Source organism: Sphingobacterium sp. UBA7038 (assembly GCF_002494055.1).
In the GTDB taxonomy this organism is placed as follows: Bacteria; Bacteroidota; Bacteroidia; order Sphingobacteriales; family Sphingobacteriaceae; genus Sphingobacterium; species Sphingobacterium multivorum.
The window spans coordinates 165,584-180,164 of sequence record NZ_DLAV01000019.1 but is presented as its reverse complement, the minus strand read 5'-3'; the positions used below and the strand labels follow the sequence as shown (position 1 = coordinate 180,164).

Here is a 14,581-nt window from a genome sequence, read left to right as displayed (position 1 = left end):
TTGGTGTGGGTTTTGCCTCTTTGTAAGTAGAAGCTTATGCAGTAAGGAGGACAAGATGCAACAGATGATATACCGTGAAAATGATCGGGGCCATGTTGATTTCGGCTGGCTGAAAAGTGCGTATTCATTTAGTTTTGGACAGTATCTTGATCCCGAAAGAATGAGTTTTGGTGCATTGCGCGTATTGAATGATGATCAAGTAGAAGGAGGGCAGGGTTTTGACCGACATGATCACAAATCTTATCTTCAGCTGGATAAGCACAATAAGTTTGTGACCATTGTGTCACCAGATAAAGCGGATCACAATGCCGTTCAAATCCATCAGGATGCATATTTTAACTTGGCAGACATCGAGGCGGGTAAAAAGATAGAATATACTGTTCATTCGGAGCAAAATGGGCTTTATGTTTTTGTTTTGGAAGGAAAGATCGCCGTAGCAAATGAAATGCTATCAAGAAGGGATGCCATTGGTTTATACGAAACAGAAAAAATAAGCATTGAGGCTTACTATGATGCATCATTGCTGCTAATTGAAGTGCCGATGTATTAGGTCGATGAAAATGAAGCTTACTATGATATATCGTTATTGCTGATTAAAGCTCCGATGTATTGGATCGATAAAGAGTTATTCTTGAATAGGGAGGTCATTTGATAGATCTCCCTATTTTTCTTAAATTGGATGAAGAAGATATAAACTCATGGATAACCTATTTCAACCTTTCGAAACGCGAGACATTTTGCTTATTATGTTATCAGTCTTAATAGGCCTGCTGATCGGGATTGAACGTGAATATCGCAATAAGTCTGCGGGTTTGAGGACGTTTATATTGGTGAGCTTTGGATCTTGTCTTTTTACGATTCTTTCGTTAAAAATTGGCTTGGCAAATCCAGATCGATTAGCCGCAAATATTATTACGGGTATCGGTTTCCTAGGTGCAGGCGTGATTTTCAAAGAAGACAATAAAGTAAGTGGTATAACGACCGCTACGACAATTTGGGCTACAGCTTCTTTAGGTATGTGTGTTGGTGCCGGATATATATTTTTAGCTTTTATTGGTGTGGGCTTGGTTCTGATGATATTAGCGCTGCTAACTTATCTACAAACCTATATTGACAATTATCACAAGATAAAAGACTATGAACTGCAGACCTTATCTGAGGCAGATTTTGAACATACGGAACAGTTAATCCGAAGTATGGGCTTTAAAGCTGTCGTCATAAGTCAACGGTATAACAAAGAAAGTTTGAATACCGTATGGCGATTGACGGGGAATGTTAACCAGCATAGAGCGCTTGTAGAAACCCTGCGGCGTGATAGGCAGGTGGTGGCCTATCAATATTAAGGAATTACGATATTGTTTGCTTTATTTATTCATCATCATCCGTTTCCTGAGTCGGGGTTATCTGCTGTAATAAACTGTTTACTTCGTCCTCCGTCGCTGTTAACTTGGCTTTGCAGACTTGAATGAGGTCGGAAGCCCTCTTGATTTTTCCCGCGAGCTCATCAATGTTTGTTGTGCCATTTTCTATTTCCCTCACGATAGTTTGTAACTCGTTAAAGGCATCCGTGTAGGTATAATTCTGTCCCATTATGCTATGCTTGATATGCTTTCTTTAAATTTTGTATGGCGATGCCAAATTAAGTATTGTTCTCATCTAGGTCTTCCTTCGGAGATTTATCTGTCACAGTACTGGTAAGCTCTCCATATTCGAGTATCGTCTGTATTACATCGCCTTGAGATACTTGTGTCACCGACTGCAGTAATTTTCCGTTAACCTTAGTAATTGAAAACCCTTGTTTTAATAGTCTAATTGGATCAGATAGCTGAATAATTCGTTCGGTATGAGCCAGTGCCGTTTTGTGCTCATAAAAGCGCAATTTTAACAAGGCGTTAAGATCATGTTGAAATTGCTGGATGGCCGCCCTCGAGGTCTGAATTTCTCTCTTTCCGATCCATTGTATATGCGTTGCCAGTTGAGATAATATATTGTGCTCTTCTTTAAATCGGGTAAGAATGAGTTGCTGTATGCGCTCTGCAGCCCGATCGACTGGAATAGCAAAATTATGAAACTTCTGAATCAGAAAATCGGCCAGCTCACTGGGCGTAATCGCGTTTTTATAGGCTACCATTTCGCTAACTGTATAATTCGTCGAATGCCCAATACCCGTCAATACGGGGATGGGAAATATAGCGATAGCACGAGCTAGCAAGTAGTTATTATAACTGGAAAGACCAACCTCACCGCCTCCACCACGGATGATGGCGACCACATCGTACCTGTCTATTTTTTCAGCAATAATGGCAAGCTGATTTATAATAGAAGGTACTGACTTGTCTCCTTGTAACAATGCAGGGAAGAGGGTGGATTCGATGCGGTAACCCCAAGGGTTTTGATTAATAATCTTGTAAAAATCAGAAAGCCCCTTACTTGTTTCTACTGAAATAATTGCCAATCTTTTGGGAACGACAGGAAAGTCCAATAATTTATTAGACTCATATATGCCCTCTGCTTTCAGCTTTCGAATACTGTCTAACTTCTCCTTTTCAAGTTCACCTAAGGTAAAAGTCGGATCAATATCAACAATGCGCAAGCTTAACCCGTACATGGGGTCATAGGAAATACTTGCCTGAAATAACATCGTGATCCCTTCTCGTAAAGGTTCTTGGGCAACTTTAAGAAAATTGTTGTTGATACGATTGTAATCAGCTTTCCATAGGATCGACCGAATTTCAGCGACAATTTTACCATCCTGTTTTTCTACCAGTTCAGGATAACAGTGGCCAGAATGCGTATAATGATTGAGCTTGTTCATTTCAGCCTTGATCCAGTACAAACTCTTATACCGCTCTGCAAGTGTCTTTTGGATACTGCGGCTGACTTCCAGTAAGGAAAATATCGTTTTATCTTGAATCAATTCTGGCATTAGTCAAACTTACAGAAAAAACCTTCATGATGCAATTGGGGGCAATGCCAATTCAGGTTTCAGGAACGTCGCTGCGTTTAGTCTGAAGAGGATGGCAAATAATAATACATCAATTTGGAAATGCGCAATAGGTATAAGTAACAAAATTGATTTTTTTTCGTACGAACCTATTCCTTCGTTATATAATTCGTATTTTTATTTGATAGAACCTAAAAAACGATAAAAGCAGAATGAAAAAACGATTTTTTGGGGCATTATTTGCAGGTTTGTTCTGTATTAGCCCCCTGTTTGCTCAATATAAGTCTACAATTAAAAACGAAACGATACTGTTTAATAACCTTGATCAGTTGCTGCCTTTAAAAAATCTGGATCAACTTCGTATCGCAGTTGTTGTTCCTAACGCGGCAAAATATAGGATGTTTACGGACCAACTGGCTCGTTATGCAAACACCAAAGTTTTCGATTTTAATAAATTTGATGAGGACATCAAATATTATAATACCATTATTGTGGCGGGAAAGGAAGATGACTTAGATGCAGATTGTCTAGCACAGTTGAAGCAGGCCGTATTAAACAATAAAAAAGTTATCCTTTGTCATTTTTTTGAAAACGAAAAGAACAAAAAGAGTTTATCGGAGCACCCACAGTCTGATTTGATCGAATTACTTGCTCCTTTTTCAGAAATGGGACAGCGTCAGATGGCAATGTCTATTTTTGGTGGGATTCCTATAACCGCCGGTCAGGTCAAAACCACACAGACAAGGCTGCAATATGGCGCTGCATCAAGTTCTAATCTGAACCTGACCAAATTGACGAAGAAAATTGATGCCATTGCACAAGAAGCCATCGATAAGCAAGCAACACCGGGAGCTGTTGTCATGATCGTGAAAGACGGGCAAGTACTCTTGGAGAAATCTTACGGATTTCACACGTATGCGAAAGCTATTTCCACAAAAACAACTGATATTTTTGATCTCGCATCTGTCAGTAAGATTGCCGGTACTACTCCTGTGATTATGCGTCTTACCGAGCGGAATATTATTAATTTGGATAGTACCATGGGACATTACCTATGGCAGGCAAAGTATACCAATAAAAAGGATATCAAGCTTCGTTCCGTCATGTTGCATGAAGCAGGATTTACACCTTTTATTCCCTTCTATAAATATCTGAAAGTTGGAGACGTTGTTTCAGTCCGCGATGATAACCATCAAGTAAAAATGGCCGACAATAGCTATATCCTCAACAATTATTACCGCGATGTCATGTGGCCCGAGATGCTAAAATCACCTGTAAAACCCACTGGAAATTATGTGTATAGTGATATCAGTATGTACGTGATGAAGGAAGTTGCAGAACATCAGACCGCTGAACCGCTGCAAGATTATGTGCAGGAGAACTTTTACAGGCCATTGGGGATGACGCGTGCGGGTTACCTTCCCCGAGAGCGTTTTGCAAATGATGAAATCGTTCCTACCGAGCAGGATACCTCCTTTCGGAAAACATTACTAGAAGGCTATGTCCACGATCAGGGTGCGGCAATGGCTGGCGGTATTGCCGGGCATGCCGGATTATTTGCTACAGCAAATGATTTGGCAATCTATGGTCAACTGTTATTGAATAGAGGAGAGTACGGGGGGGAGCGCTACTTTAAAACCGAAACAATAGATTTATTTACCTCCAGGCAATCGACAAGCAGTCGTCGAGGCTTAGGTTTTGACCGTTGGGATCCAAACCCAAAAAATGAATATCCATCTAAGTTAGCAAATAGCTCTGTATTTGGACATACTGGCTATACAGGGACATGTATCTGGATTGATCCACAAAATCAACTGATCTATATCTTTTTGTCTAATCGCGTACATCCTCAGGTGAGTACTAGGCTGTTGGATCTAAATATCAGAAGCAGGATTCAGGACGCTATTTATGAAACGATCAATGAAAGTCAAAAATGATAAAAAGCCTCTTATTACTTGGACTAGCAATGACGACACTCAACAATGTTGGATATAGTCAAGACTATAAACAGATACACCAAGATTTGGTGGTCGTCGACGGACACAATGATGTGATTTACGAATCCATTTTCCCAGGGAAAAATATTGGTCAGCGAATAAGTACGGGAGCTACTGATTTACCGCGACTGCGGGAGGGAGGTGTCGATGTGCAGGTATTTGCTGTGTGGTCCGATGATGCGAAGTGGAAATCCGGGGCATTTAAGCACGCCAATGACCAGATCGATGCATTAGAAAAGATGATTGCAGCAAATGCCGATAAAATAAGTTTGGCAAAATCTTCAGGTGACATCGATGCGATCTTAAAAACAGGTAAAATAGTTGCGTTGATCGGTGTGGAAGGTGGAAATATGATTGAAGGAAGTGTTGACCATCTGGTCCGGCTTCATGAGCGCGGCGCCAAATACCTCACTTTGACCTGGAACTACAATTTGCCTTGGGCAAGCTGTGCCGCGATGGAATCGGGAGATATGCGTTCCAAAGATAAGGGATTGATAGCGCAAGGGCGAGCAATTATTCGCAAAATGAACGAATTGGGGATGATGATTGATCTGTCTCATGGAGGAGAGCAGACTTTCTATGACGTGCTGTCGATAACGACCAAACCGATCTTGGTTTCGCATAGCAACGCCTATGGATTATGTCCACATTTCCGTAATCTGAAAGATGAACAATTAGAGGCGCTGAAAAAAAATGGCGGCGTTGTTGGTGTGAATTTTTATTCAGGTTTTTTGGATCCTGCCTATGAAACAAGGCTTAAGGGTTTGTATGCAAGTAAATTTGGCGATACCGGAGATACAAAATTGAGTACCTGGGCCATGTATGAAAAGTTGCCAAAGGAACTTCAACGGCAAGCCGATGCTCCACTGTCGAAATTATTGGATCATATTGACTATTTGGTCAAAAAAGTGGGTATAGACCATGTTGCTGTAGGCTCGGATTTCGATGGCATAGAATCCTCACCCCAAGGTCTAGAAGATGTTTCTAAATTTCCGTTACTGACCAAAGCGCTGTTGGAAAGAGGATATACAAAGACGGATGTTGCGAAGATTATGGGACAAAATTTCTTGCGGATCTTAAAAGAAAATGAAGGATAAACACGTCGGCTTTTTTAAGGCTTTTCAGTGGGGTTCAAGTATACATGCAGTATTGTTGAGGTATTGTTAAAGCAGTGATGTAGTATATACCGTAATAATACAGCGTATGAATTTAACCCTTATCGAAGCATTATTAGCGAAGGGCTAACCAGTCCTTGCGTAATGTCTTGGGGAACATATAATACGTGCGACGCATGATATTGCGCTTTTAACAGCTATAAATTTGTAATTTCGTAGTATGGCAAAATCAAAATCTGCATACTTCTGTCAAAACTGTGGCTACGAGTCTCCCAAATGGATGGGGCAATGCCCTTCTTGTAAACAATGGAATAGTTTTGTTGAGGAAGTCGTCGAAAAGGCGAGTTCAAAAGTGCCTGAATGGCGTAGTTCTACTACAGGAGGAAGCACAAAGAGAGCGAATAAAGCTGCGATCATCCACGAAATTGTCTATCAGGATGAATTACGGATATTGACTCCTGATCAGGAGTTTAACCGGGTTCTTGGCGGCGGTATTGTTCCAGGGTCATTGGTCCTTATTGGAGGTGAACCGGGTATTGGGAAGTCGACGTTGATGTTACAGCTCGCTTTGTCAATCCCACAAGTCAAGACCCTTTATATTTCTGGGGAAGAAAGCGAACAGCAAATTAAGATGCGGGCAGAACGATTGTCACAATCATCCAAAGCAAATTGTTATATTCTTACCGAGACATCTACTCAAAATATTTTCAAGCAGATCGAGACGGTACAGCCCAATGTCATAGTCATAGATTCTATACAGACTTTACATTCCTCACAAATTGAATCGGCGCCAGGATCGGTTTCTCAGGTACGCGAATGTACCGCAGAATTGCTGCGGTTTGCAAAAGAAACCAGTACACCAGTTTTTATTGTAGGACATATTACCAAGGACGGATCTATTGCAGGTCCCAAGGTTTTAGAACATATGGTGGATACGGTGCTTCAATTCGAGGGTGATCGTCATCATGTATACCGAATTTTACGGGCCGTAAAGAATCGTTTTGGATCTGCTTCAGAACTGGGTATTTATGAAATGCAGGGGTCGGGGCTTAGGGAAGTGTCAAATCCTTCGGAGATTATGATTTCCCAGCGCGATGAACCTGTTAGTGGCGTTTCCATTGCGGCGATGCTCGAAGGAGTGCGCCCTATGATGATTGAAGTGCAGGCACTGGTGAGTAATTCGGCGTTTGGAAATGCTCAGCGCTCTTCTACAGGCTACGATACGAAACGATTAAATATGCTGCTGGCTGTTTTGGAGAAACGCTTTGGCTTTAGGTTAAGTGCACAGGATGTGTTTTTGAATATTGCCGGTGGGTTACGTGTCGAAGATCCTGCGATCGATTTGGCTGTTGTTGTTGCAATTATTTCTTCACAACAAGATATCGCGATTCGATCCAATCTGACTTTTGCCGGTGAGGTTGGTTTATCGGGTGAGATAAGGGCCGTAAATCGTATTGAACAGCGTATACAGGAGGCCGAGAAGTTGGGCTTTGATGGTATTTTTATTTCTAAATTCAATACCAAAGGATTGGATGCTAAAAAATATAATATTGCCATTCGTCCGGTTGCCAAATTGGAGGATATCTTCAGTGCTTTGTTTGGCTAAGCGACAAAGAGGGGTAATCAATCGTTTAATATCCTAATTTACTGGGATCATCTTAAAATAGATTTTTTCAGAAAAATGGCCTTCTTCAAAGAATAAAAATTAAAAGACCATGCTTTCTTAAAGCATGGTCTTTTTATGTATTGCCTATCGTTTACTTTTTCAATACTTCTTTCAATTTTGCACGTAAAGCATCACCATGTAAGTTCTTCGCGACAATTTTCCCATTGGGATCGATCAGGACATTCTGCGGGATAGATTTTACCCCGTATAAGGTTCCGACATCATTTTGCCAACGTTTAAGATCCGAAACATGACGCCAGTGCAATTTATCTGCATGGATGGCTTTAATCCAAGAATTGCGATCCTTATCAAAGGATATACCCAATATTTCGAAGTTTTCACCTTTAAATTGTTGGTATGTTTTGACAAGATCCGGGCTTTCGACACGGCAATCGGGGCACCAAGATGCCCAGAAATCAAGGAGAACATACTTTCCTTTAAAGTCCGAAAGCTTTACAGGGTTACCAGTAGTATCATTTTGCGTAAACGCGGGAGCTGTTTTTCCAACTTGAACCGTTTCCAATGTATTTAAGTAGTCTTGGAACTCTTTCCCTTCACTTGAATTCTTGACATTTTTACTCAAGGTATTATAAAGCGCCTGAAGCTCGGGGTATACAGGGTCATAACCGCCGACTCTACGCAAGTCAACCAATGTCGATATAGAATCCGGGGCGGCCTTAACGCGTGCAATATACTCCTCTTTGGTAAGTTCTTTTTTTTGTGCAGAACCAAAGAATGGCAGAACTAAAAAAAGTAGTGTGATGTATTTTATCATGTTATTATTCTTATATATATTTACAAATATAAGAAAATCCACTAATTTAGTAGATTAATAAAATGTCAAAAAATGAACTTCAACCTAACTTCTAAACTTCCACATGTCGGCACGACGATTTTTACCAAAATGACGATGCTTGCTAATGAGCAGCAAGCCTTAAATCTGTCGCAAGGTTTTCCTGACTTTGAGACCGATCCGAAGTTGGTGGAATTGGTTTCTAAGGCAATGGAAGCGGGACATAACCAATACGCGCCAATGATCGGAGCACAGACATTACGTGATACGATCTCCAAAAAATACCGGGAAGTTTATAACGTGGCGGTCGATGCAACGGCGGAGCTTACTGTGACATCAGGTGGTACCCAAGCAATTTTTACAGCTATTGCCGCAGTCGTTAGACCGCAAGATGAGGTTATTATTTTTGAACCGGCATACGATTGTTATGCGCCGACTATCGAATTGTTTGGCGGTAAAGTTGTTCCCGTGCGATTAATGGCACCTGATTTTCAGATTGACTGGGGTTACGTCGCTACGTTAATTAATTCCAGAACTCGTTTAATCATCATTAATAATCCGAATAATCCAACAGGCAAAGTGCTGGGTAAAGAAGAGTTAATTAAACTTGGGGACTTGTTGGCAGGTACCAACGCACTCTTATTGAGTGATGAAGTGTACGAGCATATCGTTTTCGATGGTGTCTCGCCCCAATCGGTATTGGAAATACCCTCCTTACGCGAGCGAAGTTTTGTTGTTGCTTCCTTTGGAAAGCTATTGCACACCACGGGTTGGAAGATAGGTTATTGCATTGCTCCGCCACAATTAACGCAGGAATTTAGAAAAGTGCATCAATTCAATGTATTTAGCGTAAATACACCCATGCAATTCGCTATCGCGGAATATTTGGAGGATATAAGCTATGTCAAAGGTCTATCGGAATTTTTTGAGCGAAAAAGAAACCTATTGAAATACGGATTAAAGGGATCCCGGTTTACGATTCTTCCCTGCGAAGGAACTTATTTCCTGAATATCGATTATAGCGCGATCAGTCAGGAAAAGGAATTTGAATTTGCTTGTTCGTTAACCAGACAGCACAAAATTGCAACCATCCCACTTTCAGCGTTCTATAAAAAAGCTACAAATCAACAAGTTTTGCGGGTTTGTTTTGCTAAAAAGGATGAAACGCTATTAAAAGCTGTCGAGATTCTGAATAAGGTATAGCTGTATTATTGGGGTAAAAGAATAGCTAAAAGGTTTTATTTAAAATGTCGCTAAGAAAGAACCACTTTATTAAAATTTTACTTCAACTTGAGGTACTAATTTTATAAATTTGTAATTCACGTTTATCAACATACCCATAAAATGGCTAGATTAAATTTATTGGAAGAAACACGCTTCGAAAAAGTCCCTGTGAGCGTCTATCCAGATCAAAATTCAGCTTCGAAAAACGTTGCAAATCGTATTGCTGAAATTATTCGTGCAAAGCAAGAGAAAGGTGAGAAAGCTGTTCTGGGCCTTGCTACCGGTGCCACTCCGGTAAAAGTCTATCAAGAATTGATTCGTTTGCATAAAGAAGAAGGTTTAAGCTTTAAGAACGTGATTACCTTCAATCTTGACGAATACTACCCTATGCAACCTGATGCCGATCAGAGTTATGTGACCTTTATGAACAAAAACCTGTTCGATCACGTAGATATTGATGCGGCTAATGTAAATATTCCAGATGGTACCTTAGCTCCTGACCAAGTAAATGCATTCTGTGAAGCTTACGAACAGAAGATTACAGCAGCAGGAGGTTTAGATATTCAATTATTAGGTATTGGCCGTACAGGCCATATCGGTTTCAATGAGCCAGGTTCTGCACCTAACTCAGGTACACGTGTGGTAACGTTGGACGATTTAACTCGTCGCGATGCTTCCCGTGCTTTTGGTGGAAAAGAAAATGTACCAACAAAAGCGATTACCATGGGAGTAGGTACAATCTTTAAAGCGAGAGAGATTATTTTAATGGCTTGGACCGAGACAAAGGCTGAGATCATTAAAAAAGCAGTTGAAGGTGAAATCTCCTCGGAGATTCCTGCAACTTATCTTCAGTTATCGGACAACGTTGAATTTATTCTTGATGAAGCGGCAGCATCATTATTGACACGTTTTGATCTTCCTTGGTTGGCAGAAGATGTTACCTGGACACCTTCATTAATTAAAAAAGCAGTCGTTTGGTTGGCTTTAGAGATCAAAAAACCAATCCTGAAACTTACCGACGAGGATTATAATGCGCACGGGATGGCCAAGTTGGTTACAGAGACCGGTCCAGCATATAATATTAACATCCGTATATTTAACGAACTTCAACATACGATTACGGGATGGCCAGGAGGTAAACCCAATGTTGACGATTCACAACGTCCTGAGCGTGCTAACCCAGCGAAGAAAAATGTGATTGTATTTTCTCCACATCCGGATGATGATGTCATCTCGATGGGCGGTACATTTATTCGCCTGGCAGATCAAGGACACAATGTCCATGTTGCTTACCAAACTTGTGGTAATACAGCAGTTTGGGATGATGATGTGGTACGTTATCTGGAGTTTGCTGAAGATCTTGCAAAACAAATTGGGGCAGAGGCAGAAGCTTCTCAGATCGGCCGCATTTATGATGAAGAAAGAGCAATTTTTGCAACAAAAAAACCAAATCAGATCGATACTGAACTTGTCCGTAAAATCAAAGCATTAATCCGTAAGGGTGAGGCGATCGCAGGAGCCCGTTTGGTTGGTTTGCCAGATGAGAATATCCATTTCCAGGATCTACCTTTCTATGATAGACAGAAGTTTTCAAAAAATGTATCTTTTGAAGATGATATTCAACAAACAATGGAATTGTTGCGTCAGGTAAAACCACATCAGGTATTTGCTGCGGGTGACTTTGCAGATCCACACGGTACACATAAAGTATGTTTCGACATTCTGTTTGAAGCACTAAACAGATTGAGTAAAACGGATGAGTGGACAAAAGATTGTTGGTTGTGGTTATACCGTGGAGCATGGCATGAATATCCTATCCACGAGATCCAAATGGCCGTTCCTTTATCACCACAAGAAGTTTATCGCAAACGTTTAGCCATCTTTAAACACCAGTCTCAAAAAGATTTGCCTGTATTCCCTGGAGATGATCCACGTGAATTCTGGGTGCGTGCTGAAGATCGTACAAGCGAAACAGCAGCTTTATATGACCAACTAGGTTTGGCAAACTATGAAGCTATCGAAGCGTTTGTAAGATGGAAATTTGACTAAAATAATTGTCTAAATAAACAAAAAAGTCCTGAGCCTGAGTTGGTTCAGGACTTTTTTGTTTTTAATCATTCTAAATAGCTTATTTTTTATACCTTTGCGTTATTATTTAGAATAATTAAAAATAATTACCCAAAATTATTAACATGGACAAACACTTACTAGCTCTTGCTTCTACATTTTTAATCGGAGGTACAGTATATGGTCAAACTTCGGGAATCGTCAAAGGTAAAGTCGTCGATACACAAAATAATCCTTTAAGTTCAGTAACCGTTTCAATCGGGGATAAAAAAGTACGTACGGACCATAGCGGTCATTTTAGACTACATGGTGTCGACCAAAATACGGTGATTAAATTCACCTACATGGGCTACCAAACAACCGTTATCGATTATGTTTTTAGCACGAAAAGCCCTGAAGTGATTATTGATGCCATTACGCTAGTGAGCAATGAGCAGGCCATTGATGAGGTAGAAGTGTTTGGTGAACGTAACAAAAAGCCAAAAGGCTTGGAGATGATTACACGTATGCCATTAAAACCTTCGGATCAAATTCAGAGTATTTCTGTCATTTCCAATAAGGTAATTCAAGATCAGGGTATTCTTACTTTGACGGATGCTGTAAGAAATATTCCCGGTGTAACCTTGTTTGGTTCTTATGGGGGTGTTAAAGAATCTTTGTCAACCCGTGGGTTCAGAGGGGTGCCTGTATTGAAGAATGGCGTGCGGATGGACTCTCAATTTCAAACTGCATCTGGAGTTGTTGATATGCAAGGTGTGGAGTCTATTCAAATGATTAAAGGGTCTGCTGCCGTTACACAGGGTGTTATTACCGATATTGGTAATGCCGGTGGTGTAATTAATGTGGTCACTAAAACCCCTAATTTCACGAATTCCGGTGAGGTGGGTGTTCGTGCAGGAAGTTGGGGACAATTCCGCCCAACCTTTGATTTCCAAACGGTACTGGATAAAAAACAGACCGTTGCTTTTCGAATGGATGGCGCGTATGAACGTAGTGATAGCTACCGTAAAAGTGTATCCTCTAACCGTGTTTATTTAAATCCATCGTTAGCTTGGAAACCAACGGATAAGACAACAATTACTTTGGAGGGTGATTATTTTAATGATAATCGCACGCCGGTTAATTCCGCTGTCAATTTAAATCCTTCACAGGGGGTGAATGCGCTATATGTTATCCCGAACAATAAGTTTTTGGGCTTCAATTCCGATAATAATAATACAGAGATGAAGAGCTTTATGGCGCAGATCAATCATGAACTGACTGATCGCTGGAGCATCCGAGCCTCTATCGCAACGTCATCTTATCAGGTTGATAACCAATCATCATCTTCCTCATTGATTAAAGATGATGCAAAACAATATAATACCTTCTCGCGCTCAATGAGTAAGAGCCTGCGCGATGACAAAAATAAAACTTTCCAGTTTGACTTGATCGGAAAAGATCTTTATACGGGTAAGGTAAAACATTTGGTTCAGGCAGGGATGGACTATCGTATTGCTGATGCGACAACAACTTCTTTTGCCGGAAAATTAAGTCCACTGGAGAAAAATGTTCTTTTGAAAAAAGCCGATCAAAATAGCAATGTAATTGATATTATTGATATCCATGGTGATTGGGTGAATGATCTTTCGGAAGTGGTATACGTCGATTCGTTGGGTAACCAGCGGAAAGGAAAGCAAATTGTCTATACAGCAGGAACTCCTGTACGGAGTTATTATTCTTCTATAGGATTTATGGGGCAAGACGTTATTGAATTTAACAAATACATTAAGGCTGTATTAGGTTTACGTTATTCCGAAATTACAACAAAAGATTTTACATCAAACGGTAATAAAAGGGAGTCGGCTTGGAATCCAATGGCGGGAGTGATTGTTACGCCATTTGAGAATTTTAACGTATTTGGATCTTATACAAACTCAACGAATTTAAGAAATGCGGCAAATCCTTTAACCGATGGTACAGCGGCAGGTGCTTCTAAAACCGAACAATTTGAGGGGGGAATTAAATCCGATTGGCTGAATAATCGTTTACGTTTCAATTTAACCTATTTCCATATTTATACCTCAAACTTGACGAATGCGGAGTATACACCAGGCACGAATGTCGCCACAGGATTATACTTTAAGGCCGGGGATTTGGTGCGCGATGGTATTGAGGCAGAGTTGAACGGTCGTGTATTGGAAAATTTGACAGTGATGTTGGGCTATGCGTATTTAGACGCACGTTATAAAAATTCACCATCTTATATGGATGGATCGGCACCGATGAATGCGCCAAAACATACGGCAAATGCATGGATACAATATGTATTTAATCAAGGAGCTCTTCGGAACCTGAGCTTAAGTGCCGGAGTTTATTATGTTGGAGACCGACCTGTCAATGAATATAGCTTAACCCCAAATGGACACGGCGAATATTATGGTACAGAACCTTTCAATATGCCCGCATATACCACATTAAATGCACAGGTGGGATATAAATGGCGCAAATTTGATGCGAAAGTCTTCGTAAATAATATCACCAATGAGATCGGATTGAATTCATACTTCCGCGGTGGTTTTATTAATCAGATTGATCCAAGAAATGCTGCGGTTGCATTGAGTTATAAGTTTTAAAGATATAAGTCTATATAAACAGAAGGGCTGTCCAAAGAAGTTGGACAGCCATATTTTTATGCTATTTTCTTTTATCAGCTTAAGTATCCTTTCATCTAGTGGACGCTGGATCGACTGATGTTATTTTAGGCAGCTTTTTTTTGCGTTATCGACACCAATA

General features: G+C 40.5%; 11 protein-coding genes. 8 read left to right on the top strand and 3 right to left on the bottom strand.

The features are described 5' to 3' along the window. The first annotated feature begins 55 nt into the window (after positions 1 to 55). A complete protein-coding gene (locus B3H30_RS13345; RefSeq protein WP_286834367.1) occupies positions 56 to 550 on the top strand; it encodes a hypothetical protein in 495 nt (164 codons plus the stop codon). Between the two features lie 148 nt (positions 551 to 698). After that, positions 699 to 1,343 carry an MgtC/SapB family protein gene (locus B3H30_RS13340; RefSeq protein ID WP_070562397.1) on the top strand — a complete coding sequence of 215 codons (645 nt, stop codon included), beginning with the start codon at positions 699 to 701 and terminating at the stop codon, positions 1,341 to 1,343. A 25-nt stretch (positions 1,344 to 1,368) separates the two neighbouring features. On the opposite strand, the gene xseB is transcribed toward B3H30_RS13340, so the two are convergent. Together xseB and xseA are read right to left on the bottom strand one after the other, a co-directional pair. Then, a complete protein-coding gene (gene xseB, locus B3H30_RS13335; protein ID WP_070562394.1) occupies positions 1,369 to 1,590 on the bottom strand; it encodes an exodeoxyribonuclease VII small subunit in 222 nt (73 codons plus the stop codon). 49 nt (positions 1,591 to 1,639) lie between these two features. Further along, positions 1,640 to 2,926, bottom strand: a complete 1,287-nt coding sequence (gene xseA / locus B3H30_RS13330; RefSeq protein WP_070562391.1) for an exodeoxyribonuclease VII large subunit — start codon at positions 2,924 to 2,926, stop codon at positions 1,640 to 1,642. Positions 2,927 to 3,156: 230 nt separating this feature from the next. Between xseA and B3H30_RS13325 the strand changes: the two genes are divergently transcribed. From B3H30_RS13325 to radA, 3 genes are all read left to right on the top strand, one after another. Next, entirely contained in the window at positions 3,157 to 4,881 is a 1,725-nt protein-coding gene (locus B3H30_RS13325; protein WP_286834365.1) for a serine hydrolase domain-containing protein, read from the top strand. Continuing rightward, positions 4,878 to 6,038, top strand: a complete 1,161-nt coding sequence (locus B3H30_RS13320) for a dipeptidase (RefSeq protein WP_286727522.1) — start codon at positions 4,878 to 4,880, stop codon at positions 6,036 to 6,038. The genes B3H30_RS13325 and B3H30_RS13320 overlap by 4 nt, the downstream gene beginning before the upstream one ends. A gap of 238 nt (positions 6,039 to 6,276) precedes the next feature. After that, positions 6,277 to 7,662, top strand: a complete 1,386-nt coding sequence (radA, locus tag B3H30_RS13315; RefSeq protein WP_201669844.1) for a DNA repair protein RadA — start codon at positions 6,277 to 6,279, stop codon at positions 7,660 to 7,662. A gap of 151 nt (positions 7,663 to 7,813) precedes the next feature. On the opposite strand, the gene B3H30_RS13310 is transcribed toward radA, so the two are convergent. Beyond that, positions 7,814 to 8,497, bottom strand: a complete 684-nt coding sequence (locus tag B3H30_RS13310) for a peroxiredoxin family protein (RefSeq protein WP_286727523.1) — start codon at positions 8,495 to 8,497, stop codon at positions 7,814 to 7,816. A gap of 72 nt (positions 8,498 to 8,569) precedes the next feature. On the opposite strand from B3H30_RS13310, the gene B3H30_RS13305 reads away from it, so the two are divergent. The 3 genes from B3H30_RS13305 to B3H30_RS13295 all read left to right on the top strand — a co-directional run bounded on the left by B3H30_RS13305 (position 8,570) and on the right by B3H30_RS13295 (position 14,421). Then, positions 8,570 to 9,718, top strand: a complete 1,149-nt coding sequence (locus B3H30_RS13305; RefSeq protein WP_286834361.1) for a methionine aminotransferase — start codon at positions 8,570 to 8,572, stop codon at positions 9,716 to 9,718. A 141-nt stretch (positions 9,719 to 9,859) separates the two neighbouring features. Further along, positions 9,860 to 11,788: a glucosamine-6-phosphate deaminase gene (gene nagB / locus B3H30_RS13300; protein WP_070562374.1), complete on the top strand. Its 1,929-nt coding sequence runs from the start codon at positions 9,860 to 9,862 to the stop codon at positions 11,786 to 11,788. A 143-nt stretch (positions 11,789 to 11,931) separates the two neighbouring features. Further along, positions 11,932 to 14,421 (top strand): TonB-dependent receptor, encoded by a 2,490-nt coding sequence (locus B3H30_RS13295; RefSeq protein ID WP_286834359.1) that lies wholly within the window; start codon positions 11,932 to 11,934, stop codon positions 14,419 to 14,421. Positions 14,422 to 14,581: the final 160 nt, after the last annotated feature.

Coding starts and splice junctions, on each gene's coding strand:
- nagB (WP_070562374.1), top strand. CDS start 9,860: ATGGCTAGATTAAATTTATTGGAAGAAACACGCTTCGAAAAAGTCCCT.
- B3H30_RS13310 (WP_286727523.1), bottom strand. CDS start 8,497: ATGATAAAATACATCACACTACTTTTTTTAGTTCTGCCATTCTTTGGT.
- xseB (WP_070562394.1), bottom strand. CDS start 1,590: ATGGGACAGAATTATACCTACACGGATGCCTTTAACGAGTTACAAACT.
- B3H30_RS13325 (WP_286834365.1), top strand. CDS start 3,157: ATGAAAAAACGATTTTTTGGGGCATTATTTGCAGGTTTGTTCTGTATT.
- B3H30_RS13340 (WP_070562397.1), top strand. CDS start 699: ATGGATAACCTATTTCAACCTTTCGAAACGCGAGACATTTTGCTTATT.
- B3H30_RS13320 (WP_286727522.1), top strand. CDS start 4,878: ATGATAAAAAGCCTCTTATTACTTGGACTAGCAATGACGACACTCAAC.
- radA (WP_201669844.1), top strand. CDS start 6,277: ATGGCAAAATCAAAATCTGCATACTTCTGTCAAAACTGTGGCTACGAG.
- B3H30_RS13305 (WP_286834361.1), top strand. CDS start 8,570: ATGAACTTCAACCTAACTTCTAAACTTCCACATGTCGGCACGACGATT.
- xseA (WP_070562391.1), bottom strand. CDS start 2,926: ATGCCAGAATTGATTCAAGATAAAACGATATTTTCCTTACTGGAAGTC.
- B3H30_RS13295 (WP_286834359.1), top strand. CDS start 11,932: ATGGACAAACACTTACTAGCTCTTGCTTCTACATTTTTAATCGGAGGT.
- B3H30_RS13345 (WP_286834367.1), top strand. CDS start 56: ATGCAACAGATGATATACCGTGAAAATGATCGGGGCCATGTTGATTTC.